The following is a 26119-nucleotide window of genomic DNA, read 5'->3' as shown; positions in this document are numbered from 1 at the left end:
CTGGACAGTCGGGAGCAAACAATGCCGTTGTTTTTTGAATGTGTGGATTATATTAACATATCTTTCTTCTGTAGACGGAAAGCAGCCATAATGAAAAAATGGACTGCAAAAAAGCCTGCCGTCATTTACTCTGGAGTCTAACTCCGGTAAATGACGGCAGGCCCTATTCCTTCTGATTCACCTCAGCCACTTCCCGCTGAGGGTCCTCCATACAAAACAGGCTGACCGGAAAACCCAGTCCACACCCATGGCGGCCCAGATTCCCATCAATCCCATATGAAAACACACGGTAAACAAATAACTGCAGCCTATGCGGAATGTCCACATGGAGGCTATCGATACAATCATGGTGAAATTGGCGTCCATTGCGGCACGCAGTGCGTTGGGCAGGGTGAAGCCGGTGGGCCACAAAAGCATGGCGCATACGGAATGGAAAATAATAACCTTTTCCGCCAGCGCAATCGTTTCCCCGGAAACCTGATACAGGCCCGCGATCCGCCCTGCTCCTAAAATAATCGCAATATTCAGCACTGCCATAAACAGATAGGAATATCCCATCATTTTTTTCACATAATGCTTTGCCTGGCCTGCGGCCCCTGCGCCGACGGCCTGGCCCACCACCGTAATCATGGCAATTCCCATGGCAGAAGCCGGAATGACGGCCACGCCCGCCACCACTCCCGCAATGGCGTTAGCGGCAATCGCCACTGTTCCAAGCCCTGCGATAAGGCTCTGGACAAGAATCTTTCCCACCTGGAAAATACAGTTGTCCAGGCCGGTGGGAATGCCGATCCGCATAATATTTTTAATGATATCCTTATCGAATGCAAATGTAATCCGCCGGCTGTAATGCAGTTCCCGGTCTTCCCGGCGCATGATGCCGAACAGGATCAGGGCGCCCAGAATGCGGGAAAACAGTGTGGAAAGCGCCACTCCGTATACTCCCAAATGGAACACAAGGATCAATACCGCATTTCCCACGATGTTTACCACATTCATGAAAACAGAAATGAGCATCGTAATTTTGGAATCTCCCATGGCTCTGCTCAAAGCCGCGCTGGCATTATAGATACCCATAAAAGGGAAGGATAAAGCGATCAGATAAAAATAGATTTCGGCATTCCTCATGACCTCCTCATCCACTTTCCCGAAAATGGCGGAAAGGAGAAAACGATTTGCCGCCACAGCAAATACGGTTATGAGAAGCGCAATCCCCGTGACACATAATAACAGCTGATCCGCCGTCTTCTGTGCGGCTTCTTTTTTCTTTTCTCCCAGACGGTGGGCAGCCACTACCGCCCCTCCCGTCGACAAGGAGATAAAAGTATTGACCAGCAGAATGTTGATGGAGTCCACCAGTGATACGCCCGAAACCGCCGCCTCTCCCGCGCTGGATACCATGATGGAGTCCGCCATCCCCACGGTCAGTCCCAGAATCTGTTCCAATACCAGCGGAATGATCAGCGCCCTGAGTGCCCGGCCTGTAAAAAGCTGCTGCTCCGTTTCCATTTTATGTCTCCTGCCCCCTTGCCGGCCGTTCCAGCATATCGCATTCTTTCAGGCCTTCTTTCGTCAGTGTGAGTGTTTTGATCTGCCAGGGAGCAAGGGCTGCCTCCGCCTGGTTTCCCATACCGCATATTCTGCAGCTGCCGCCCTTTCCTTCCGTTTCAAATATACGCAGTACCAGCGATCCGGGATCCCGGAATCCATTCTTTAAGCAGGATACCACCGCATTTTCTTTTTCTATCTGAAGCAGGGAGCCGGTCCGCAGCCATCTTTCTCCTGTATGATTGCTGTCCCCCAGATATTCCGGCGGCATATGTAAAAAGTCCGCCTCTGTGAACAGCCTCTGCTTCTGTATTTTCTTTGTATGGGGAATCAGCCGCAGCTCATAATCCCAGGTTCCCTGATCCATAAAAGCGGTTCCCATATCCTCAGCCAGCGGCCCGCCCTTTCCCCGCGCGTAAACGCTGCTTCGGGATAAAATCAGACAATATTCGTTTTTAACCTGCCTGCAGGCATAGATGCTGTCATTTATAATGGCAATTCCGCTTCCGTCCGCTCCCGACACATCCGCAAAGCGGTGCTGGTAATGCTCCGTATTTGTGTCTTCACAGTCAATCTTTTCTTCCGCAAGGAATGCCGTCTCCGTCAGGACAGACGGCTGTTCTGCCTTCACAGGCATGCAGAAATCTATCTGTCTGTGCTTCTCCATATTATGAAGGCGGACATCCATTTTCAGGATATCGCTCCCTTTTTCCAGTATATAATCAATCCGCATCTCCGAATGTTCAAATGCAAGAAGCACCCGCAATACGGCGCGCATGGCATTCGCCTCCACCACATAGCTTCTGACCCGTTCAAAGACGCCGACCGTCTTTTCCTCATAAACCGTCTCTCCCCAGGCGCCTCTGTCATCATAAAACACCTGTACCCGGCAGGGCGCTGCCAGCAGCTGTTTCCCTCCTTTTTTTATGAGGGAAGGACATCCCGTTTTTTCGTCCAGTTCCATGCGGACGATTCCGTTATCCAGGCAGGTTTCGGATGCCCGGATGGCAGGCAGGGTATTTTCCGTATTCGGCCCCTCTCCAATCACCCGGTAAACTGCATAGCCGAAGGCGGGAATCTGAGCCTCAAACAAAATCCCCTTCCTGCTCTCCGGGGCTGTATTATGATAATCGGTCTCGCAGTATAAAATTTCCTCTCCCTTTACATCCCGCAGGCGCAGCGGTTTTTTCTGCGCCCTCGGCACATACACATCGGCGGAAAAGATGCCTGAGAAATCATTTCCCGTGGGGTTGACAAGTACCAGCGGAAAGCCGTCCCCTCTGGTATCAAGGGCATTGGCAATAGCCTGGACGCCGTCATGAATCAGACGTTCCCCCGCGGAGATCGCGGCGGAAAACTCTCTGCAGGCCTGATCCCTTGCCGTTTCTATGCTGGTTCCGGCCAGAACATCATGAAACTGGTTGAACAAAGCTTCCTTCCAGGCCTCTTCCAACTTATGCGCCGGGTATTGGTATGAGGATATTCCCATGCCGGCCGCCATAGCCGCTACAGCCTCTGCCTTCAGAAGCGTCCATTCCGCCCTGCGGTTTGCCTGCTTGATGCCCCTGTCGGAGCTGTAGCAGCCATAGAAAATACGGCCCAGTTCCCCCGTCACCTCAGGAAGGCGTTCCGGCTCAACCTTCTCAAAAGAGGCCTCCAGCGTGGAAAAATCCAGTTCCTCTTTCCCATATTCCTGGCGCATTTCATAAATAGTACGGATATTATCGATGGTAGGGCCTCCGCCATGGTTTCCCACGCCGTAGAAGACAGCCATCTTATCATAATCGATTTCCTCCAGCGCCTCCCGGCTCTCCTTAAGGTTAAATTCCACGGCAGGCCTGGTCCATGCCATATATTCCCCTCCGGTTCTCTCGGAAACCACACTGCTGCCGTCTTTTGCCTTCCACAGAAAAACAGGCGGCAGGCTGACACTGCCCTTACCCGGCCTGGAAAGCGCATAATACCGGATGCCGCAGCCCTGCAAAATGGCGGGCAGATTGGCGCCGTGTCCAAAGCTGTCCGGATTAAATCCCACCGTCACTTCTTTTTGGAATTCTTCCCTTACGAATGCCGTGCCATATAAAAAATGGCGGATCAGCGCTTCTCCGGACGGGAGGTCGCAGTCGGGCTCCACCCACATGCCGCCCGCAATTTCCCAGCGGCCTTCCTCCACATATTTATGGATACGGGCGTACTGCTGCGGACAGTTCTCCTTCAGCCACGCCAGATAGGAAATGCTCGTGTGCATAAACTTAAAATCCGGGAATTCTTCCAGCCGATCCAGTGCGGAGATAAAGGAGGATTTCACTTCCTGCATCCCTTCCGCCCTGTTCCACAGCCATACGGGATCGATATGCGTATAGCCGACCATGTAATACTTTTTTCTGTCTGTCCCCATCTTTGCTTACTCCTTTTCCTGCAAAAAATTCACCGGCCTTCTGCCATTTTTTTTCAGCACCGGCAGGGCCGCTGTGCCGCAGGCTCCTGCCGCTGCATTTCCTGAAGATACTGCCGCAGCAGTTCATATTTTATCATCAGGTATTCCGGCTCTGCCCATAGGTTATGCTGCTCTTTGGGATCCTCCGTGAGATGATACAATTCCCCGAAGCTTTCTCCCGGATATTCCGCCAGCTTCCATTCCTTTGTCATAAAACAACGGTAACGGATGGCATCCTTTTCCTCCATAAACTCTGCCTGAACGCCTTTTCTGGTCATCGCACCGCCTTCCAGCAAAGGACGCAGAGATATGCCGTCACAGAATGTTTCTGCGGAAAGGCCAAGATAATCCAGCACCGTGGGATACAGGTCTGCCAGGGATACCGGCTCGCTGACCGTCTGAGGCCGGATTCTTCCCGGCAGCCCCATGATAAGAGGCACCCGCAGCACCTCTTCAAAGGCCATGGGGCCTTTTTCGCCCAGGCCGTGATCAAAAAGCATATCTCCGTGATCGCTGGTAATCATCAGCAGCGTATCCTCAAAGACTTCGTACTTTTTCAGCAGAGCGATTAACTCCCCTATCTGCCTGTCGAACAGCTCCACCATGGAATAGTAATAGCTGCGTACCTTTTTCCTGATTTCCAGGGGCACATCCTTCCACACGGTGTCCTGGTTTCCTGCAATGCCATAGCGGCCCCCGAAAGCTTCTTCTATCCTTCCTTCCGAAAGCGCCTTCAGATGAGCCAGCCCAGGGTCGAAAGCACCTTCCGGATCCGGTATGGTATCTTCCGGGATTTTAGGCCATTCTTCAGGCACCGCCAGCGGATGATGAGGATCCTGAAAGCCGATATTTAGGTAAAAAGGCCTGTCCTTCGGCCTGTCTCTCAGAAAATGCTCCGCCCTGTCCACGATCCATGCGCCTGAATGGCAATTTACCGGCATTCCCCAGTCCCCGGTCTGATAAGGGTCGTTTGGAAAAAGCCGCTTCACCTGCAGCTGCGGCATATGCCGCCCTTTTCTGATCCCCTTCTCTTCCAGCCATTTTTCATAATGGCTGTTTACGCCCCAGTCGCTGTGTCCCACGGAAAGCTCCGCTGTTTCAAAGCCTGCAAAGTCATAAAAAGGCTCCATGCCGTCCGGCCTGCGCGTTTCCGGAGAAGCCGTGTCCCAGGGATAAAAATGAGCCTTTCCCAGCTGATGGGTGCGGTAACCGGCATCGGTCAGGACGCTGCTCAAAAAGCCTGAGGTATCGGCCGCCACAGTTCCTATATTATAGGAACCATGGTGTGAGGGCAGCTGCCCCGTCATGATGGACACCCGGGAGGGCGTACACACGGGATTGGTACAGTATGCCCTTTCAAACCGGGCTCCCTGTGCCGCGAGTTCATCCAGATTCGGGGTATGTATAAAAGAATTCCCATTGCAGCCCAGTGTGTCATAGCGCTGCTGATCGGTGGTAATCAGGATCACATTCGGCATATTGATACCTCCCCTTACCTCACTCATAGATAAGCCGGAACAGCCTTGCACTTTTGGCCGGTTGTTTTACGATCAGATTATTTTCCCTCTCATCAAAGGTATAGCTGCATGGCAGGGCTGCGGGATATATCAGCTCTGCACCGGCGAGCCTGTGCTTTGCACCGTGTAGAGGCAGGCAGGTTTCCTTTTCTTCCTCTTCCAGGTTCCACACTGCCAGAAAAGCGCATTCCTCCTGATAAAAACCAACTGCAGGGTGTAAATCGTCAAAGGATGGGATCCCAAGAGGCCAGAAGGGAAAGGATTCCGGAATCAGGTGCCTGTAAGACTTATAGCAGTCGATCCCTTCTTTGATAAGAGCCTTATTCTCCTCTGAAAGCTTCGCCAGATGACCGCTCTGATGGATGCGCATGGTCATGGCATTCACCATATTAAAGGCTGTCTGCTCGGCATCCGCATCAAAAAGCGGGTAGGACCAGACGGCATTTTGCTCCGGTGTGACCGCCGCCGGGGCTGCCGCCGAAATGGCTGCATACCTGGTATAATCAGTCTGGTCGCTGGAAGACTGTATGCTGTGCCTGGAAAGCAGGGCATCATTGATGCGCATGCCGCCGCTGCCGCAGTTTTCGATAATCAGCTCCGGCCATTTGGCAAATATATGATCCAGCCATTCCAGGTAAGCCCTGTTATGGCCAAGCAAGCCATCTCCCGCACTGTTCGCATCCCGCTCCGTTCCGATCCCCGCATTAATATTGTAGTCCATCTTGATGTATCCGGCGCCGTAGTCCTCCACCAGCCTTCTGATCACATCGTCCGCAAAGGCTCGGACCTCCGGATTCCGGTAATCCAGCTGGTATCTGCCATGATCGATGACGCGTTTCTTATGACGCATAAAAAACCAGTCGTCCGGCAGCTTATCGGCAATCGGACAGTGAATGCCCATCACCTCCAGCTCCAGCCATAATCCGGGCACCATCCCTTTTTCCCGGATATAGGAAAGGACGGTTTCAAGACCGTTCGGCCAGCGCTGCACGGCCGGTTCCCATTCGCCCACCCGGGACCACCAGGAGCCGTTCGCATACCAGCCGGCATCAATGGTATAATACTCACAGCCGATTTCAGCCGCCGCATCAATCAGAGGATATTCCTTTTCTTCCTTAGGATCGCCGCCAAGGCAGTTCATGAAATCATTGAAAATGACGGGGAGCTTTTCATCATCTTCATTCTTTCTCCTCATAAGCCGGCGCCACTGTGTCATCTGCGCCGCCGCATCCTCAAACCCTTCCGCCGTTACCGCCACCGCGGCATGGACGCTTTCAAAGCTTTCCTGCGGCTTCAGCTCATGATACCAGTGATTTTCAGCCTCTGTTGGTCCGGAAAGCTGAAGATAAAGCTGATCCCTGCTGTCTCCGATTTCCCAGTGCCAGGAACCGTTATGAATAATTGAAAAATACCAGCCCTCCTTTGCCGGATCATTGGAAACATATCCCATGGGCAGATACTCATGCGAATTCCAGGTGCCTGTGGCCGAATACGAAAGGCGTTTTGTAGAATAATGGAATACCTTATACATTCCAAGGCCGGGCAGCGTATGGCGCTTCCACTGGAATTCCCCGTACCAGCTGTTGGAGGGCACCATCAAAGACAGGGCCTGATCCCAGGGCAGGGATACCTCTTTGGTAAGGCCGTTCAGGCAAAAGGAGGATACATAGGTGAGCCCCACAGGCTCCTTTCCTTCATTTTCCACGACTGTCCAGCTCTCTGCCACCGCCGCTTTCCCGGTAAACTGCAGACAGCTTTTTACCAGCAGGCCTGTCACGGGATCCTTTTGGGCAATGGTGATCCGCCTGCCATTTTTCTTCCTTTCATCCAGGAAGGAATCAAATATGAGCCGGCAGCCGGGCAGCGTCCCCGTATATTTAGCCCCATGATGATCATCCTGATCCTCTCCTGCGGCCTGGAGCTGTACCAGCCGGTAGCCCTCCAGCTGATCCTCCGGTATTTCCTTTTCCTCAAATCCGCTCTTTTGACAGTGTACAAAGAAAACCTCTCCATTTTCCGTTACAAGAAAAACGAGATTGACACCGTTCTCCTGCACGCGATACCACTTTTTCATATTTATACCCCCTGTCCGCTTCAGCGGACATTCATTCAATATTTGAAACGTACTTTGTTTCAAACTTCTCTCCCTTTCTCATGACAGCCAGCCCTCAGCCCGGCCAGCTGCCTTCTGCAGATATCTGCCGTTTCCTTTTCCATATTGGGAAGCCCCGAAAGAGCGTATTCCTTTCCGATCTGCCGCCATTTGTCTTCCCCGTATCCATGATATGGCATCAGCTCCGTATCCGCTATGGACAGCCTGTCCGCCAGCTCTGCAATCGCCTTTAAATGCTCCCGGGTATCATTGATCCCCGGTATGATGGGACAGCGCAGCACTACTTTTTTTCCATGCCCCGCCAGCAGCTCCAGGTTTTCCCGTATTCTTTTCAGGCTGCCGCCCGTATAACGGTCCATCTGTTCCTGGGTATCAAGCTTGTAGTCATACAGAAACAGATCCGTATCAGCGATTACCTTTAAGAAAGCCTTTTGGGATACGTCCCCGGCAGTCTCCACACAGGTACCGATTCCCCTCTCTTTGCAGAGTCTCAGAATTTCCGCCGCAAAATCGGGCTGTAGAAGCGGTTCCCCGCCGGAAAGCGTCACGCCGCCTTCTTCCCCGTAATAAGGCCTGTCTTTCCCGATTACCTGCAGCACTTCTTCTGCGGTGCAGGCTTTTCCCCGGATACGCAGGGCATCCCCCGGGCAGGCAAGACAGCACTGTCCGCAGCCGGTACATTTCCCACGATCCATCCTGTGCTTACCGTTTATGAAGCTGTGTACCCCGGACGGACAGGCTGATACACAGCCGGCGCAGCCCACGCACTCTTTTTCCAGATACTGCAGTACGGGGCCCCTCTCATGACTTTCCGGATTATGGCACCAGATACAGTGCAGGGGACAGCCTTTTAAAAAAATACTGGTCCGTACCCCCGGGCCGTCATGGATGGAAAACCTCTCCATGGAAAAAATTTCTCCTGTCATCTCTTCCTCCAAAGCCGCCGTATGCCGTCATACATCCTGTAATGGTTTAGTAACAGCTGCGGCTCAAAATATCCTCCTGCACCTCTTCAGACAGTTCGACGAACCGTGCGGAAAAACCGCCTACCCGTACCAGAAGCCCTGTATAATCCTGAGGGCGCTTCCTAGCGTTTTCCAAATCCTCCCGTCCCACTACCGTGACCATCAGCTGCGCACCGCCGCGTTCAAAGTAGCTTTCCATTACTTTCACCGCCGCAGTTCTGGATTCATTAAAGGTTTCTTTGGAAAACTTAATGTTCTGCACGGCCCCCGCATGGATATCCGTATCCGCCTGCAGCATGGAATTCAGCACCGCCGTGATCCCGTTTTCATCGGCCCCCGCCTGGGGGCTGTTGGCATTCGCCATGGACACAAAGGCATGCCTTCCGTCCGCGCCAGCGCCGGTGAGAAGGCCCAGCGAAGTATTCGCGCTGTTATTGATTACTACGATCAGATAGCTGTCCAGCCCCACCCGTTTTGCCTGTGCCTTTGCGGTCAGACAGACAAACCGGTGCAGACTTTTCAGCATACCGTCCGCCTCTTCCTGATCATTGCCGAACTTCGGACAGCGCTTCAGTCGCTTCCGAAGCAGATCATATCCCTTAAAATCCGCTTCCAATGCCGTTAAAAGCTCGCGCCATCCCACCAGCTTCTGTTCATACACCAGCTTCCTGATGGCTGTGAGACTGTCCGCCGTATTCACATTACCGTAGCTTTCCAGCGTTCCGCCCAGATAACGTATGCCGCCGGAGAAAATTCCCTTTCCCCGTTCCATGCAGTCATCATAAAGCATGGAAAGATAAGACAGGCCGCAGACTTCCCCCGCAAAATCATATTCCATCCTTTCCTGCTCCGCCATCACCTCTATATGGAAGGAAATCCATTTTTTATAGGCTTCATAAAACTGCTCAAAGGTTTCATATTCCTCAGCCCACCGGGTAATTCCGGCTTCCCTGCGCAGCAGCGTCAAACGCTTTTCTCCCTCTTCTCCCTGCAGGTATTCCGCGTCTGGTTCTTTCTGCACCCCGGGAGTATATAAAAACAGTTCCAGCCCCTTCATCAGGTTGATCACGCCGCTTGGCGTACCAAACCCGGCATGGTCTATCACATATTCCCCGCAGCCATAGGGTACATAGTGTACTGCCGTTTCCTCCGGAAGCTCAAAGGCCCTGCAGACATCCCGAACCACGGTTTCATCCCTGTACAGAACAGGATAGGTGCATCCTTCTCCAATAGCATCATAGGCCATCTGAAGGATTTCGGGATCCATTCCCTTGTAAAAACGCAGGGAAAGCTGGGGATCCGGATTTTTCAGCTTTCTTGTGGCCCTGATACAGGCTTTGGCAAGGCGGTCCGCCTTTTCCTCCTGCTCCCGTCCCCTGCCGCCGATAAAAATACGGCCGTCGGTAATGGTGCGCCGTTTTCCCATCCGTTCCCACAGCTTTTGTATGATGGTATCCGCTTCTTCCTGCGTGAGATATCCGCTGTCAATATCATCCGCATAAAAACGGCCCAGATAGCTGTCGATCCGGCCATAATTGCGAACCTCAGACACCAGCACATACATCCAGAACAATTCCACCGCTTCCAGCAGATGTTCCGGTCTTTTGCTCTGAATGGACGCCATGGCTTCCTGAATCGCCTTCATCCGCAAAAAAGCGCTCCTGTTCTCCGGCGTATTCTCCCGCTGTCCGATCAAATCCGCCTTCTGTGCCGCCCTCTTTTCATAAATCTCCATGATCCCGCGCAGCGTCTCCAGACACAAAAGCATTCCTTCATACACGCCTGCTTCTTCACTGCCGGGCCTCGTCTTACTATACTTTTTTTCCGCCGTCGCCTTAAGTCCCGGCAGCCCCAGGGAAAGCAGCTTTTGAAAATCCAGGATCCCTCCCGCGATACGGTAAAGAGGATACGTTATCGCTTTTTCCCCTTCCCAGTCATCCGTGGGCATGGCAAGAAGCTGCCGCGGGCTGTAGCGCTGCCGCAGCCGGTGCCTGCAGTCCTCTTCCTGCCAGAAGCTTCTCATCTGCTCCAGCTGCCGGCAATATTCCGGACGATCCCGGTTTCTGTCTATTTCTTCCCGGATCTTATTGTCATGTGCATAGTACAGGAATCCGCCGATCTGGCTGGAAAAACCGACCGCTCCATAATGGCAGCCTCCCGGCACCAGATCATCCTCATCGATATCAAGGATGATCCGCGGCAGCTGCCAGGCCAGGCATTTGGCCTCCCGCACCGCCCGGTGGGCGGCGGCATTCTCCCTGTATATTCTTGTAAATTCCAGTTCCAGCGTAAAATCACATCTGTCCGCTATCGTTGCCATAAAAAGCTCCCCTCACAGCCAATGTACTGTCAGCTTCGGCACTTCGCTGCCGTCATAGTTTTCACTCTCCGAAAAGCCTCCGGATTTTTTCGGTATCAGAACAAAAGAAAAAGTCCTCTCTTCTCCCGGGAACAGCACCCTGTCATTGTCACTGCCCAGAAGGTAATATTGATTTCCCGCGAGGGCAATACCCGCATCCAGCACGGCTCTATCTCCGGTGTTTGTGAGCGTGGCTTTTACACACTGTCTGCCGTCTCTGCATGTCTCCCATTTTTCTGATTTGAGTTCCGCCCTTCCTGTATTCTTGAAAAGAGGGGCAAACACTTCTTTTTCCCGGGTGCCGAACATATATGTATTCTCCGAAAGAGTCCTGCCCTCTTCTTCCAGATATAAAGTGACAAAAAATAACGCTTCCTCCGGTACTGTTCCCTCCGTTATTCCTGCCTGTATACTCCGGTTTTCCGGTATTTCAGCTCTCCGGCTGTCTTCGGATATTACTTTTCCGGAAAGACTCCTGACCAGTATCCTCACTTTTCCCGAAAAAGCTTCCCCGCTGTTGGAAACATAAAACGGAAGACAGAAGTTTTCTCCCTTTTTATAAGTGAGTGTCCGGTAATCCAGGGATACATGTCTTTCCTCATAGGCTCTCTTCACCTGGTAATAGGCTGTTTTGGTTTCCCCGTAATAATCCACCAGATTGGTACAGGAAGCGTTGGGCCATGGTTCATTGAGCTGCCAGATGATGGTTCCGCTGTTCTGCCAGGCTCTTCTCCTGTCCGCCTCCAGGATAAAGCGCAGCCCTTCCCCCTGCATGTACTGGCTGCATCTGGTGAAAAGCCCGAGGTTTTCAGGTGTCTTTTCTATAGAACCGAACATTTCGCAATCCCGGAAATAGGTTCCCCACCATTCTCCGTGATGCTGCCAGCAGGGATCCTGGGACATGGGGGTCGGATGCAGGGAAGCCCGGGGCAGGAACTTTTTCAGGCTCTTTTCACAGCTTGCCGCATCCATCCCGAATTCACTGTGGAACAGACTGTCAGACTCCCCATACAGCACATAATGTCCGGGATTTCCCTCATAACGCCAGCTGCCGTGAACATCATGGCTCACCCCTTTTTCGGAAGTGACAAATTCCCTGGGGCCGGATGCCGAAGTAGGAAGAAAAGCCCTGCGCCCGTCCAGCCTGCGCACGATTTCTTCCAGCATGGCAATATTTTTATTTTCCATCCCGCACGGCCTGTCCGGCGCTTTCATCAATTCGTTTCCTCCGCTGTAAACCGCTAGGGAAACGTGATTTCTTTTTTCCCTTACCGCACATTCTGCGGTTTTCTTCAAAAGCTCCAGAAACTCTTCCTGTTCACTCGGCTTATTGTCGATGCCGGAGCTGGACTGGATGAATTCCTGCCAGATCAGAATCCCGTTTTCATCGCAGAGATCATAGAATTCCTCTTTTTCGATCAGGCCGCCGCCCCAGACACGCACCAGGTTCACCCCCGCGTTGACCATGGCAGATACCATATAGCCGTATTGTTCCTTTGTCACGTTTCCATATATATGATCCAGGGGTGTCATATTTACCCCTTTGATATACAGCTTTCGTCCGTTCACCTCAAAGGTATAGGGCAGCGCGTTTTCATGCTCCTTCTCGTTATGCACCATTTTCAGGCTGCGGATGCCCGTATTTCTTTCCGTCTGATACAACACGTTTTCCCGTCCGTCTTTTTCCTCCAGAAGTTCTATCCGGATCCGGTATAAATACTGGGGGCCCGCGCCGTTGGGATACCATAAAAGCGGATCCTCTACCAGAAGGACGGTATCAAACCGCCCATCACAAAGGGGAACCGTCCTGCTGATACCGTCCCTTTTTCCGGCTGTTCTTCCCGCCGTTCCAGCGCCCTGCTCTCGTATAAGCTCCGCATCCCCGCTGCAGCGTGTCCCTGGATCTTCCGCCGTGATCCTCACCCAGAGAGGCGTCTCCCGGCAGTTTCTGTAATCTTGCCCCTGTCCGGAAACATAAATCCTCCCGGTTTCTTCATAATAGCCGGTATCCAAATGCAGATCCGACAGCTCTGCCTGTCCCGGAACCTCCAGCACGACATCCTTCCAGATACCGATATTCACCAGCCTTGTGGAAAAATCCCATTTATAGTTAAACCGGCTCTTCTGGGTAAACGTCCTGGAGGTATAACCGATCTGCCCCATCTCCTGAGGGATTCCCTTTAAAAGAACCACCAGCTTATTTTCTTCCCGGATCCTTCCGGTGAGATCTATGGAAAAAGGCTCATACATGCCCTTGTGCTCTGCACACAGCTGATCATTAAAGAAAATGGAGGCTTCATAATCCACTCCTTCAAAAGTCAGCCTCACTCTCTCTTTCGCCAGATCACAGCCGTTGAAAACTGACGGAAAACCGGCGCGGTACATCCACCACCGGTTTTCCGCCCATTCACAATGCAGGCTGTTTTTTCCATAATAAGGATTCTCGATAAGGCCTGCCCGGAAGAGGTCATAGTGCACCCCTCCCGGAACCTTTGCCGGAAGCCAGTCCGTCACCCCATGCAGGGTCTGGCCGGTCTCCATGCTTTTCTCCTTTTCCGGCACATACGGCCAGTATCCTTTTACTTCCCAATGTAATCCTGACAGTGAAATATTCATATCGGCTCCTGCTTAAAAATACACTTTAAAGGTTTTGATTTCGTAGCATCCTATGGCAAAGGCAATGCCGTTCCCGTTTACAGTAATTTCCCTTTCCTCTTCTTCACACAGATTGGTTTCCGTCACCCGCTTCAGGTTTCTGTCAAAGAACAGTCCTGCCTTGTCATCGCTGCAGTTTTTATATTCATAGAGACGGACCACACAGGACTTTCCGTCCTCTGCCAGCTTCACCGTATCCAGAAGAATATGCCCGCAGTCCGTATGTACAAAAGAAGACCGTACAAAGCTTTCCCCCTGTCCGGCAGCCGGCACGCACTGTGTCAGCACCGGCATATTCAGATTTATGGCAGCCTTTGTCACATCGGCCGTTTCCGCCGTGCCTCTGTGCGGATAGAGCGAATATGTGAAATGGTGCACCTTCCGGTCCGCTGTCTCGTCCGGCCTTACCGCCGATTTTAACAGGGACAGGCCCAGCACGTTTTCATGCACGTCATAGCCATACTTGCAGTCATTTAATATCGCCACGCCATAATTACCCTGGGACAGATCCGCCCATCTGTGTCCCGGCACCTCAAAGCGCGCAAAATCCCATTCCGTATTGGTATGAGTGGGGCGCCTGATATTGCCGAACTGGATTTCATAGGAAGCTTTGCCCGCATGGACATCCACAGGGAAATATGCCTTTAAGAAAACCTGTTTTTCCTTCCAGTCCACGGTGGTGACAAAGTCGATCCGCCTGTCATCGGCATAGACAATCATATCCTGTGTCAGGACGGACCTGTTGAACTTCCAGGAGGAACGGATTACCGCGGTCTCTCCCTGGGAAACCACCTCTCTTTTGGTCAGGACAAAGGGCGCATAAGGCTTCTCTTTATAATAAACATCCACATCCCATGCATCAAAACGCTGGGGTTTGTCCTCAAAAGCCGCAAATACATTCATGGGACGTCCGCAGTCCACCTGTCTTTCCGCTTCCCGGTCATACAAGGTTTCTATTTCGCCGTTGGCATTGAAGGTGATCCGGTAAAAGGGACTGATCACCGCATCACAGCATACCGATACCCGTTTTTCCCCGACATCTGCGGCAGCCTCCTGCCCTGCGATCTGCAATGTCTTGTATCCGAAGGCCGGAAGCTTCTCCACATAAGCCAGAATCCCGTCTTCTCCTGCCGTCTGAGAAACCGGCCCGTCCTCATCCAGAAGCACGGTATCCCTTTCCACTGCGCCCCTGTAAGGGATGCAAACATAATCGCTCCGTTCATACCCCGCCGTATTATACAGAACAACGCTGTTCCTGTTCACCCGGATTTTCTCTGAGAGCTTTTCCTTCGCTTCCTCTAAAAGCACCGCTCCTTTTTCCCGAATGGCCTCATAGTCCCGGGCCGTATCCTCATATACCTGTCTGATGGATGAGCCGGGCAGAATATCGTGGAACTGGTTCAGCAGAACCCTTTCCCATATGCCGTCCAGTGTTTCCTTGGGATACGCCGCGCCATCCAGATGGGCCAGCGCCGCCAGCAGCTCTATATTATGAAGAAGGATCTCTGTTTTGCGGTTATAACGCTTCGTTTCCGCCTGAGAGGTATAGGTTCCGCGGTGCAGCTCAAAATAGAGTTCCCCGTCCCATTTCCCCAGATTTTCCTTATCCGCATGGTCATACAGCCTCCGGAAATACCCCTCCGCAGAACTCATCTCCACTCTGGGGATTCCCGGGATATTTTTCATCACTCTGCTCTGCTCCAGCATTTCCCTTGTGGGGCCGCCTCCGCCGTCGCCCCATCCGTATGCGATAAGCAGCTCGTCATTTTTATCCTTATCCTTGTAATTTTCCCATACCCCTGTCACCTCTTCCGGATCCATGTGCCCGTTATAGGTGTAAAACCAGGAACCATCCTCCGGCGTGGTGATAAAATGGGTGAAGATTTCGGAACCGTCAATCCCTTTCCACCAGAACGTGTCATAAGGGAAATGATTATACTGATTCCAGGAAATCTTGGTCGTCATGAAATACTTCATGCCGCTCTTTTTCATAATCTGCGGAAATGCAGCGGAATAGCCGAACACATCCGGGAGCCAGCAGAGGGTTGTTTCTTTTCCGAATTCTTCCCTGATAAAACGTTTCCCATAAAGGAACTGCCGCACCAGGGATTCCCCGGAGGGGATGTTGGTGTCCGGCTCCACCCACATGCCACCCGTGATTTCCCAGCGGCCTTCCCGTATGCGTTCCTTCACCTGTTCATAAATCTCCGGATAATCCTCTTTTAAAAACTGATACAGCTGCGGGGAAGAATGCATATACCGGTACTCCGGATACTGCTTCATCAGGTTGAGCACCGTGGAGAACGTGCGGGATGCCTTTTCCCTGGTGGCGGACAGCCTCCACAGCCAGGCCATATCGATATGGGAATGGCCCACGCCGTAAACCACAGGCTTGATCTCCTCCGTCCTTCCCATCTCGTCCAGCCCTGCCTGCAGAAAGTCCAGCGCGTTATAAATGGACTGATAATAGGTTTCCTCTTTGAAATTCAAAAAGGTAATCTTTTCGAAGGTTTGATTCAGGAGCTTTGTCAGCCGTATTCTCCTCAGATCGTTTTCATCCAGGAGAAGCGCGCACCTGCGTACCGTGTCGGCCATAAAGCAGAACCGGTCCACCCTGCCGTCTATCCATAACAGCTGCGCCAGCTTAAAGGTGCGGAATCTGGGCGGAACCAGCACGCCGCTCCAGGCCTTCAGCGCGATCTGCATTTCTTTTTTCCGGCATAAAGCTTCTTCCAGAAGCGCTTCCTCATGCCAGATATCGATTCCCTGTACGGGTTTGCCGTCAATATACAGCAGGGTTTCCGCCGTGGATTCGCCGCCGTCTCTGGGCCCCACCAAAAGCCGGACTGCCAGATTCTTTCCTATCAGTTCCTCCGGTACCTCCACCTTCGTCCGGAACCAGGCCACCCTGTCATATCCGCCCCATGTATCCCAGAGCTTAAAATCCTGCCATGCGCTGTCATCAAAATCAGCCGCACAGGCAGTATCCGTTTTCTCTTCCATGGAAGTCTCATAATACTTCCAGTTTTCCAGATCCACCGCCGCCCTGATGCGGCTCGGGCGGATATCCTCCTGAATATATTTTTCGATTTTCTCCAGTATAAAATGAGGATCCTTTACCTTCATACCTTTTCTCCTATATTGTCAGATTTCCGGCCACGGACAGCGCCGCATAATCTCCCAGCTGCTCGCCCAGCCCGGCGGGCACCACCCTGCAGGACTGCCGGGTCTGCGCCAGCGCCTCCTCGGCTATCACCTCTTCCATGGGCCCCCGGAGGATTTCCTCCTGGCGCAGGAAAATACTGCCGATCACAACCACTTCCGGATTCAGAATATCCGCCAGCATGGCGACTCCCCTTCCCAGCATTCTTCCGGTATATTCTAAAATGGAAAGGGCCAGGGGATCCTTCTCCTGCGCTGCAAGGCCTATATCCCGGGTAGTCACTTCCTCTATGGACTGCCCGCGCTTTAAAATCAGCGTTTCTTTTCCCTGGCCGCACCACTCTGCCACCTTTTCCCTGCCATATCTGGCAATGCCCCCGCCGCTGCAGAAGCCTTCGAAGGAGCCCCTCTTTCCATAGCCCTCCGGCCCGTCCTCCAGAAGGCGGACATGCCCCACCTCACCGGCCATGTCGTTGGTGCCGCTGTAGAGCCTTCCGTCTAAAATAAGGCCGGCGCCGATACCCGTCCCGAAGGTGAGGAAAACCATATTACGGGTTCCCCTGCCGGCTCCCCAGAACCACTCCGCCAGCGCACAGGCATTGGCATCATTCTGCACCGCCGCAGGCACATGAAAGGCTTCCTCAAAAGGAGTTACCACATCAATGCCGTCCCAGTCCGGCAGATTGGGCGGGCAAAGGATCAACCCCTTTCTGGAATCCAGAGGGCCGCCGCAGCTGATTCCCACAGCCGTGAGCTTTACTTCCGGATGTGCCGAGAGCATATGTTTCAAAGTCTCCACCAGCTTATCCACCGCTGCCTGCGGGCCTTTCGGCGTCGGAAATTTTTCCTTCCATAAAAGTTCCACCTGATCGTCCTGTATTTTACCGATAGTCACGGCGCATTTCGTACCGCCTATATCAATTCCTGCAAGATATTCCATCCTGAAAATGCCTCCCCTATTTTGTACTGTCACAGAGATTTTATGACACCTCTAAAATTCCAGCAGATTGACTTCCTGTATCGGGCAGCTGTGATCATAGGGAAGCTTCACGGTCTTAATCTCGCAGGGCGTAAAGGTGAGTTCTTCCTCCCTGTTTAAAAACGGTACCTTCAGCACCGCCCTTCCGGCCTGCTTCTTCGTCTCGTATGCACGGACGATCACGCCGTCTTTGTCCTCCGCCTCTTTCACCGCACAGATCACCGCATGATCGCTTTCCAGCGACAGGAAGGAACCGCGCTGGGCAAGCTTTCCTTCATGGAAGGTCTCGATGACCGTCTGAGGCCTTACGTTTACTTCCTTAGCCCGCTTTACCACATCGGCATCCTTCCAGGAACCCTCGTGAGGTATCAGGATATAGGTGAACTCCTGAAGTCCGTCATCCACAAAACGATATTCACAGTCTTCCTCCAGCTGCTTGGGATCATGATGGGCAAAAACCGAATTTTTCAGCACTGTCAGATTCATTTCATCAATATCCATGTTGTAGCTGTATTTGGCATCATTGGCTATTGCCAGCCCGTACATCACCGGCTTCTTAAAATGTTCTCCCGTAAAATCAAACCAGCTCTGTCCGGGCTCTTCTTCGCCGTTGGCGCTCTTTTCAATATAGCCGTAAGGTATTTCATATGTGGGCCTGCGGAAATTGAAGTTTACCGGATACTTGATTTTCAGCTGTGTCTGAGGCTCGCGCCAGTCCACACTGACCTTGACCTGGACATAATCCAGATCACGGTAGAGCCGGAAATCCTGTACCACATAGGACTGGTTATACTTATATTTGATCCTGATGCAAGAGCGCACCGGCCCTTCCTCCAGAACTTTTCTGTATACCTGCTTCATATCGCCCAGCTGCCTGTCAAACTTGAAAACGTTGTGTGCCCAGGTATCGTATTTATCCTCGATCACGGCAAGCCGCCCGCCCTGTCTGCGCAGTACCTCCAAATCCGCCTTTTTGTCGTAAAGGCTTTCCATATATCCGGTCTGCGGGTTAAATGTAAGCGCCAGACGGTCATTTTCCAGTGTGGTATCCGTCACCTTCACGGCGGCCGTCCGGGGCGCATCCTCCACGTTCAGGTACAGTTTGAAAACCTCATACCCCATGGAAGGCAGCTCTGCCACAAAAAGAAGGCGGGACTGCCCGTTCACCGTCGCCTCCGACTGAATCCTCTGGGCCGCGATCCCGTTTCCTTTGTGATCCGTCAATTTAAAATTATCGTTGGAGAGGCCGCGCACCTCCAGATCGATGATCATTTTTCCTTCCCATGCGTGGGAATTGAATACCACGATCGGGCGCATGGTCACATCTTCTTCGATATCAATATCCCAGGAGATCGCCTGAATGGCGTAGTTCAGGCTTTCCTGTCCCACCGCCATCGCCTGTCCGAACAGATAAGAAGCATCCTCATAGGCGGAAGGGATGCTTGTTCCGGCCAGAATATCGTGAAACTGGTTGAATAAGACACCCTTCCAGGCCTTCTTAAAGTCTTCCGGATAAGGCTGTCCTTCCACGGCTTTGGCGATGCTGCTCCAGCCCTCGGCCTCCACCAGCTTATCCTCCGCCCTGCGGTTTTCCCTCTTCACGCGGGAAAGCACACTGTAGCAGCCGCTGGCATGATGCTGCAGATCCCCGATGAATTCCGGATATTCCTTTCCGTTGTTTTTCACCTGACGGAAGAAATTCTCCGTGGTCTCCATTTCCATTACCGGCATATCTTCCCTGCCGTTCAGCTCATGAATGCTTCTGATGTTCTCCTTCGTAGGGCCGCCGCCATGGTTCCCCACGCCGTAAAACATCATGAGCTCATCCTCACCGTCCTCCAGCTCACATTTCAGACGATCCGTATATTTCTCCAGATCCTTGCCCCAGCTGCAGTATTCATAGGGAATCCGGTAGGTCATGACCTTGGAGCCGTCCATGGACTTCCACCAGAAAATCCGTCCCGGCAGCCCTTTTTCCAGAGGCATCGGCCGCATGAACACATAATTGTCCATACCGCTTTTCTTCAGAATTTGCGGCAGATTGCCGTTGTGCCCAAAGCTGTCCACGTTGTAGCCGGTCACCGCCATTTTTCCGAACTTCTCCAGAAAATAACGCTGTCCATACAGCCCCTGACGCACAAAGGCTTCCCCGGACGGGATGTTGCAGTCCGGCTGTATCCACCAGCCGCCTGCCAGCTCCCAGCGCCCTTCCTCCACTCTTTTTCTGATCTCTGCGAACATGGCCGGATTGTTTTTTTCCACCCACTCATAAAAGGCCGCGCTGCTGCAGGTAAAAACAAAATCTTTGTCTTCCTTCATACGGTCAAGCGCTGAGCGGAAGGTCGCCTTAACCTCCTGAAAGCCTTCCTGCCAGTTCCACAGCCAGACAGGATCCAGATGCGCATTTCCAATCATGTACAGTTTTTTGTCCTTCATCTCTCCGTCTCCTCAAGCTCTGTTTTCACTCAGCAGGTAATTCCTGATCTTATCTTCTACAAGCAGCCTTACCGCTTCCCGGGATTTTTCGATCTGCTCCGCCGTGCAGGCATTCAGTTCTTCCTCTGTCATATGGCCTTCCCTGCCAATCACCGCCAGCATGGCAAGCTCTATGTCCGTTGCAATATTCACCTTACTCACGCCGCCTGTGGGAATCTGCGCCGCCTTCACCACCATTTCGCTGGGCACCCCGGATCCGCCGTGCAGGACAAGAGGGGTGTCAGTCAGCCTGTTAATAGCCTCCAGACGCTCATAATCCACCTTGGGCTGACGTACCGTATATACGCCGTGTGCGGTCCCTACGGAAACCGCCAGACAGTCCACGCCGGTAAGCCTGCAGAATTCCGCCGCTTCCTCCGGATTGGTATACAGTTCTTCATCCGTATCCGTCTCCGCGAAGTCCGTGGTGCCGATTTTCCCCAGCTCTGCCTCCACCGTGGCATGATACGGCTCTGCCATTTCCATAACCCGCTGAGTGATGGCCGTGTTTTCATCAAAATCCTTTTCAGACGCATCGATCATGACGGAAGTAAAGCCGGCTTCCAGAGCCTCTTTTATTACATCCAATGTCTTCGTATGATCCAGATGCAGCGAAAGGGGGATCTGAGGATCCAGTTCCTCCGCCACACGGTAAAATTCATCCGCAAATTCCTTAATGCCCACTTTGTGACGGATCACTTCTTTTTCCGACAGCTGTACAATCACAGGAGAATTGGTGTTGATCGCCGCCTGGATAATGGGGCGGATTAATTTTGTATATCTTGCAGAGAAAGAACCCACTGCATATCCTTTCTCTCTTGCATCTGCTAAAAGTTTTGTCAGGTTCTGTATATCAGCCATTTCATTTTCTCCATTCTGTATATGGTCACTCTTTTTCATCATTTTACCGCCCCGCCTACATTCATGCCTTCAATAAAGTAATTCTGGAAGCAGAAGAACAACAGAAGGATCGGCAGCATGGAAAGGAAGGAGACCGCCATCAGATAGTTCCATTCCGTAAAGCCCTGCCCCTTGAAAACCTGCAGGCCCAGCTGAAGGGTGTATTTCGCCCTGTCGCTCAAATAAAGCAGAGGGCCCTGGAAATCACTCCACGCGCCTTTAAAGGAAATCAGCGCCACCGTAGCCAGAACCGGCTTTACAAGAGGCATCATCAGCCTTCCCCATATGTAAAAATGACCCGCTCCGTCCACTCTTGCCGCCTCCATCAGTTCATTGGGAATGGTCCTGTAGAACTGACGCATCATGAAAATATGGAAGGCATTTCCGCAGAAGGCCGGAACGATCAACGGCAGATAGGTATTGACCCACTGCAGTTTGGAAAAAATAACGTAAGTGGGAACCAATGTAACAAATCCGGGAATCATCATAGTAGCCAGAATCACGTTGAACAGAAATTTCTTCCCTGCAAAATCGATCTTCGCAAAGCCGTAAGCCACAAAGGAGTTCACAAGGACATTGCCGATGATGGTAAAAAATACAATGATCAGCGTATTGATGGTATACCTGGTAAAAGGCGCCTTGCTCCAGGCAATGGCAAAGTTTTCAAACATGAGCTTCTCAGGAAGAAGCTTGGGGGGATACATGGCAATCTCAGGCGCCGACTTTAATGCCGTACTCAGCATCCACGCGATGGGAAACAGGATGAGCACCGCTCCCAGCGAAAGGATAACAAAAAGCAGGATATTGGTAATTCTTCGTTTTACTGATTTAGTCATTGCTTTCTCCCTCCTCATAGTAAACCCATTTATTGGAGATTTTCTGGTTTATCACAGTCAGTATCATGACAACGGCAAACAGGAACCAGCACATCGCATTGGCATAGCCCGTTTTAAAATTCTTGAAGGCCTGGTTCCACAGATGCAGGTTATAGAACAGCAGGGAACCCGCCGGTTTTCCCGTTCCGTCTCCGGAAAAAATATATCCTTCCTGGAAAATCTGGAATGCTCCGATGATGCCGATTGTCAGGTTGTAAAAAATAATCGGGGAAAGAAGCGGAACCGTAATTTTGGTAAATTTCTTAAATCCGCTGGCGCCGTCAAGGCTTGCGGCTTCATAATAATCCTGGGGAATACTCTGAAGCCTTGCCAGATATAAAAGCATCTGTCCCCCAAGCCCCCACAAATGCATGAGTATAATGGCGGGTTTGGTCCAGTTGGGATCCGTCAGCCATGCAGGCCCTTTAATGCCGATCAGGGCAAGCGCGGAGTTTACAAGGCCGTTGGCAGGATCCAGAAGCAGCATCCATAAGAAGTAGGTTCCCACACCAACCATGATGGAGGGCAGGTAGTAGATCGTCCGGAACGTCCTCAATCCGAAAATGGACTTGTTCAGAATAACCGCCACAATGACGCCGCCCGCGGTTATCAGCGGAATATTCAGCAGCGCATAGTATAATGTATTTTTTAACGCTTTCCAGAAAAGCTGATCCTGGAAAAACATTTTTTTATAGTTTGCCAGCCCTGTAAAATCCATCTTCAGCATATTGTAATTCGTAAAGCTGGTAATCAGGGAGAAAATCATAGGTCCCAGAGTGAAACACAAAATACCAATCAGCCACGGCAGGATAAAAATATAGCCGTATGCATTTTCTTTCCCTTTTCTCGTTTTAATGCCAAGTTTGTCAAGTACCTTACCAAACATACCGCATCCCCTTCTTTCTTTATAAAGAAAGGCTCTTTACTTGTCAGTAAGAGCCTTTCCCTTCAGTAGTTCTTATACATCCGGCCGAAAAGCCCGATAAAGCCAGACTGCCAGATTATTATTTAATTATCTTCCCTTTAATTGCTTGCCTTGAAATCTTCAAATGCCTTCTGGGCATTATCCAGTGCCGCATCCGTAGATTTTATTCCGAGTGTTCCTTCTTCTACAAGCGGATTTACCACATCCTGGTAGCCTTTGATTTCATTAGGGGTAATAACTGTGGAGGTCTGCTCCAGTGCCTCAGCGATCTCAGCCACATGGGGTTTTTTGAAAAATTCGGTATTCTCATCAAAGTCATTTCTTGCAGAGAAATCTCCAAGGCTTGAGCACAGGAAATCCTGTGTATCATAGCTGGTCACAAATTTAATGAATTCATAGGATCCTTCCGGACATTTGGCTCCTTTGGGGATTTCCAGGACAAAGCCGCCGCCGTTTACCGTATTACCGTTGCCTTCCTTAAATTCAGGAAGCAGCATGATTCCATAATCAAGATCCGGTGCTGTCTGTGCCAGGGAAGAAGTATATGCGGAGGTCTGTACCAGCATGGACATCGCGCCTGATGCAAAAGGATCTGTCATGCCGGAGCTGAAGGCTGCGGAGAACTCATCGTATGTACTCTGTCCATAATATTCAATCCAGCTTCTTACCCATGCAAAAGCTTCTTTATTCACATCGCTGTTTACAGTAGGCTCCCCCGTCTCCGGATCAAACCAGCAGGGTTTCTTGTTTGCATTAATCAGCCATGTGTCAACGCCGCCGTTTCCAAGTGTAGGCATAAAACCAATTCTGGAGTACCTGTCTCCGTCTTTTACATCAAGCTTATGAGCCGCTTCTTCCAGATCAGCCCAGGTTTTGATTTCATCCGCGTTGATGCCGGCTTCTTCAAACTGTGCTTTGTTATAGTAGATAACGCGTGTGTCTACCGAAAGAGGCAGTGCGTATACGGAACCGTCATCGCCTGTGCAGGCATCCATATACTGCTCATAGAAAGCGTTCTTCACATCGTCCGTAAGATAAGCGTCCAGAGGTTCCGCCTGGCCTTCCTGCGCACGGAATTTCACTTCTTCCATGCTGTTCGCCATGATGTCACAGGGCTTTCCCGCCGCGATCTGTGCGATGTTTTTGGTGAAGATATCACCCCAGGGAATATCAACATAGGTAACATGGTATTTGCTCTGTGAATCGTTGAAATCCTGTACCATCTGTTCCACATAAGGCTTTCTCGCATCAGAGCTCCACCATGCCCAGAATTCCAGTTCCACTACTTCACCGTTATCTTCAGCCGCCGCCTGTGCATCAGAGCTCTGCTCTGTTCCTGCCGCTGCACCTGCTGTGCTTTCTGCTGCCGGTTTGGTGCTGCTGTCTTTAGCGCCGCATCCTGTCAGGGCCGTCATCACCATTGCCGCTGCCAAAAGGCCTGCCAACATTTTCTTTTTCATGCTCCCATTTCCTCCTTATTTATCTTGTTTTTTCATCAGCATGTTTGCTTTGTGTCATTATACTATCATATATATTCATCTTTTGCAACCTATAATTGAATATATTTTGAATATTTTTGATATAAAATTGAATTTATTTTGCACAGCAATAGATAAATCATCTCATTTAAGTGATAATAAATAAATTGTGCCTCACATTTTTAGTTATTTTGCACAATTAATAACTATTTCACTTTCTTTATCAAGTAATTTATCAATCATCCTGGCTCACATTATATCTTTTTTCATTTTTCAAATTCGTTCATAAACTTTTCATGATTCTTTCAAAATCTTCCATAATTCATTCTGACGTCCGGACAACTTTTTTTCCATGTGATCTCATTTATATTTTTTACGTGTTATTTCATATCTTTTTATAGAGTTCTTTATGCTCTGCCCCTGCTGGTAATCACGTACTCTACTTCTTTCTTTTTCATTAGATTTCATATTTTTTCACATTTTTATGAAAAAATATTCATTTTTTGCTCGTCACGTGCTATAATGCACTTGTATAATGACAGTTCACTTTTTTGAACAGAAATGAGGTAAAGCAAATGATTCCCGCTGTACGTCAGGAAAAAATTCTGGAAATCTTATCTAACAACGAAATAGTAACCGTGGAATCTCTCATGAACGAGCTGCAGGTATCTGTCTCCACGCTGCGCAGAGATCTGATTAAGCTGGAAGGGGAGAAAAAGATAACACTGCTTCACGGAGGAGGCGTACGCCTGGCTCCGAAAACTGTGGAGCTCAATATTTTCACCAAGCTTGAAATGAATAAGGACGCCAAAGAACGTATTGCCAGAAAAGCGGCAGGGCTGGTGGAGGACGGCGATACTATTTTTCTGGATCCGTCCAGCACCACATACTTAATGATACCCTTTCTTGCCGGGAAGGATATCACCGTCCTCACCAATGGGATTTCCCATATCAACCAGCTGGTTGCGCTTGATATCCCCTGCATCATGGTGGGCGGTTCCATCAAAAAAACCACCAACTCCTGCATCGGCCCTATCACGGAAACCACCCTGCGAACCTTATATTTCAGCAAGTGCTTTCTGGGCGCCAATGGTTTTTCCATAACCTCCGGCATTACAAACCACGATATTAACGAGCGTGTTATCAAACTTCTGGCCCTGAACAATTCCTGTCAGCCTTATTTTTTAATCGATCATACCAAATACGGGATTGTGACCATGGTCCAGATAGCCAATCTGGATCAGTACCCTATCCTGATCGATGAGATTCCGGAGGATCTTGAGAACTATAAAAATTTCATTCTCTGCGAATAAAAATTGGCAGGGCTGTTTTCCCAAAATGGGAGCATGCCCTGCCTTTTCTTATCCTATCGGTTCTTTTCAGAAAATAAATTTATAACATTTCTTACCGTCCACAAACTATACGATATTGTTTTCCCTTTTCCAAACAGAACTATTCATTTCTTAAGAAGTCAAGATAATACATGAACTGTTTTTTTCGGCAAAGATACTACATTGAGTAGGTGCAGCATTCCTTTTATAATGGTAGTAGAGCCATACTCTACAGTTGCCCCGGCCCCTGCGCCTGATTTGCTTCCGGCCCTTCGTGCTGTCCGTCTCCCCGCCTGCCTGCCCGGCTATACAGGGGATCCTGTAAGGGGCGTATAAACTCGCCGGTCCTTAGGCTGCGTCCTGTGCAGCCTTAGTACCGCTGCGTGTTTATCCGAGCGAG

Annotated in this window: 15 protein-coding genes; 1 reads left to right on the top strand and 14 read right to left on the bottom strand. The window is 50.9% G+C overall.

All coding sequences use genetic code 11. The features are described from left to right. Window positions 1–177 precede the first annotated feature (177 nt). The 14 genes from BLA28_RS25680 to BLA28_RS25615 form a co-directional block, all read right to left on the bottom strand. Window positions 178–1509 (bottom strand): MATE family efflux transporter, encoded by a 1332-nt coding sequence (locus BLA28_RS25680; protein WP_069157022.1) that lies wholly within the window; start codon window positions 1507–1509, stop codon window positions 178–180. 1 nt (window position 1510) lies between these two features. Beyond that, entirely contained in the window at window positions 1511–3946 is a 2436-nt protein-coding gene (locus tag BLA28_RS25675) for a glycoside hydrolase family 38 N-terminal domain-containing protein (RefSeq protein ID WP_071699645.1), read from the bottom strand. A gap of 53 nt (window positions 3947–3999) precedes the next feature. After that, a complete protein-coding gene (locus tag BLA28_RS25670) occupies window positions 4000–5463 on the bottom strand; it encodes a sulfatase family protein (protein ID WP_071699644.1) in 1464 nt (487 codons plus the stop codon). A gap of 19 nt (window positions 5464–5482) precedes the next feature. Next, window positions 5483–7576, bottom strand: coding sequence for a glycoside hydrolase family 36 protein (locus BLA28_RS25665; RefSeq protein WP_071699643.1), 2094 nt, complete (start codon window positions 7574–7576; stop codon window positions 5483–5485). Between the two features lie 59 nt (window positions 7577–7635). Continuing rightward, complete coding sequence (locus tag BLA28_RS25660; RefSeq protein ID WP_071699642.1) at window positions 7636–8541, bottom strand: glycyl-radical enzyme activating protein; 906 nt, start codon at window positions 8539–8541, stop codon at window positions 7636–7638. Between the two features lie 46 nt (window positions 8542–8587). Continuing rightward, window positions 8588–10900, bottom strand: a complete 2313-nt coding sequence (locus tag BLA28_RS25655; protein ID WP_071699641.1) for a pyruvate formate lyase family protein — start codon at window positions 10898–10900, stop codon at window positions 8588–8590. Between the two features lie 12 nt (window positions 10901–10912). After that, the gene (locus BLA28_RS25650; protein WP_069157017.1) at window positions 10913–13555 is read right to left on the bottom strand and encodes a beta-mannosidase; all 2643 of its coding nucleotides are present in this window, start codon (window positions 13553–13555) and stop codon (window positions 10913–10915) included. Window positions 13556–13567: 12 nt separating this feature from the next. Continuing rightward, window positions 13568–16720, bottom strand: coding sequence for an alpha-mannosidase (locus BLA28_RS25645; protein WP_069157016.1), 3153 nt, complete (start codon window positions 16718–16720; stop codon window positions 13568–13570). A gap of 10 nt (window positions 16721–16730) precedes the next feature. After that, on the bottom strand, window positions 16731–17696 hold the full coding sequence (locus BLA28_RS25640; RefSeq protein ID WP_044972156.1) for an ROK family protein: 966 nt from the start codon (window positions 17694–17696) through the stop codon (window positions 16731–16733). Window positions 17697–17747: 51 nt separating this feature from the next. Beyond that, window positions 17748–20171, bottom strand: coding sequence for an alpha-mannosidase (locus tag BLA28_RS25635; RefSeq protein ID WP_069157015.1), 2424 nt, complete (start codon window positions 20169–20171; stop codon window positions 17748–17750). Window positions 20172–20183: 12 nt separating this feature from the next. Then, a complete protein-coding gene (locus BLA28_RS25630; protein ID WP_081329947.1) occupies window positions 20184–21113 on the bottom strand; it encodes a class II fructose-bisphosphate aldolase in 930 nt (309 codons plus the stop codon). Next, window positions 21110–21946, bottom strand: coding sequence for a carbohydrate ABC transporter permease (locus BLA28_RS25625; RefSeq protein WP_050018962.1), 837 nt, complete (start codon window positions 21944–21946; stop codon window positions 21110–21112). The genes BLA28_RS25630 and BLA28_RS25625 overlap by 4 nt, the downstream gene beginning before the upstream one ends. Further along, entirely contained in the window at window positions 21939–22871 is a 933-nt protein-coding gene (locus BLA28_RS25620; RefSeq protein ID WP_009253534.1) for a carbohydrate ABC transporter permease, read from the bottom strand. The genes BLA28_RS25625 and BLA28_RS25620 overlap by 8 nt, the downstream gene beginning before the upstream one ends. A 137-nt stretch (window positions 22872–23008) precedes the next feature. Then, window positions 23009–24370, bottom strand: coding sequence for an ABC transporter substrate-binding protein (locus BLA28_RS25615; protein WP_069157014.1), 1362 nt, complete (start codon window positions 24368–24370; stop codon window positions 23009–23011). 593 nt (window positions 24371–24963) lie between these two features. Between BLA28_RS25615 and BLA28_RS25610 the strand changes: the two genes are divergently transcribed. Continuing rightward, window positions 24964–25701, top strand: a complete 738-nt coding sequence (locus tag BLA28_RS25610) for a DeoR/GlpR family DNA-binding transcription regulator (RefSeq protein WP_009253536.1) — start codon at window positions 24964–24966, stop codon at window positions 25699–25701. The last annotated feature ends 418 nt before the right edge of the window (window positions 25702–26119 follow it).

This window comes from Eisenbergiella tayi, from assembly GCF_001881565.1.
Lineage (GTDB): Bacteria > Bacillota > Clostridia > Lachnospirales > Lachnospiraceae > Eisenbergiella > Eisenbergiella tayi.
The sequence above is the reverse complement of the archived record's forward strand: the minus strand, read 5'-3'. Positions and strand labels throughout refer to the sequence as shown.

Excerpts from the sequence above, each read along its gene's own strand:
- BLA28_RS25680 (WP_069157022.1), bottom strand. The coding sequence starts at position 1,509 with ATGGAAACGGAGCAGCAGCTTTTTACAGGCCGGGCACTCAGGGCGCTG.
- BLA28_RS25675 (WP_071699645.1), bottom strand. The coding sequence starts at position 3,946 with ATGGGGACAGACAGAAAAAAGTATTACATGGTCGGCTATACGCATATC.
- BLA28_RS25670 (WP_071699644.1), bottom strand. The coding sequence starts at position 5,463 with ATGCCGAATGTGATCCTGATTACCACCGATCAGCAGCGCTATGACACA.
- BLA28_RS25665 (WP_071699643.1), bottom strand. The coding sequence starts at position 7,576 with ATGAAAAAGTGGTATCGCGTGCAGGAGAACGGTGTCAATCTCGTTTTT.
- BLA28_RS25660 (WP_071699642.1), bottom strand. The coding sequence starts at position 8,541 with ATGACAGGAGAAATTTTTTCCATGGAGAGGTTTTCCATCCATGACGGC.
- BLA28_RS25655 (WP_071699641.1), bottom strand. The coding sequence starts at position 10,900 with ATGGCAACGATAGCGGACAGATGTGATTTTACGCTGGAACTGGAATTT.
- BLA28_RS25650 (WP_069157017.1), bottom strand. The coding sequence starts at position 13,555 with ATGAATATTTCACTGTCAGGATTACATTGGGAAGTAAAAGGATACTGG.
- BLA28_RS25645 (WP_069157016.1), bottom strand. The coding sequence starts at position 16,720 with ATGAAGGTAAAGGATCCTCATTTTATACTGGAGAAAATCGAAAAATAT.
- BLA28_RS25640 (WP_044972156.1), bottom strand. The coding sequence starts at position 17,696 with ATGGAATATCTTGCAGGAATTGATATAGGCGGTACGAAATGCGCCGTG.
- BLA28_RS25635 (WP_069157015.1), bottom strand. The coding sequence starts at position 20,171 with ATGAAGGACAAAAAACTGTACATGATTGGAAATGCGCATCTGGATCCT.
- BLA28_RS25630 (WP_081329947.1), bottom strand. The coding sequence starts at position 21,113 with ATGATGAAAAAGAGTGACCATATACAGAATGGAGAAAATGAAATGGCT.
- BLA28_RS25625 (WP_050018962.1), bottom strand. The coding sequence starts at position 21,946 with ATGACTAAATCAGTAAAACGAAGAATTACCAATATCCTGCTTTTTGTT.
- BLA28_RS25620 (WP_009253534.1), bottom strand. The coding sequence starts at position 22,871 with ATGTTTGGTAAGGTACTTGACAAACTTGGCATTAAAACGAGAAAAGGG.
- BLA28_RS25615 (WP_069157014.1), bottom strand. The coding sequence starts at position 24,370 with ATGAAAAAGAAAATGTTGGCAGGCCTTTTGGCAGCGGCAATGGTGATG.
- BLA28_RS25610 (WP_009253536.1), top strand. The coding sequence starts at position 24,964 with ATGATTCCCGCTGTACGTCAGGAAAAAATTCTGGAAATCTTATCTAAC.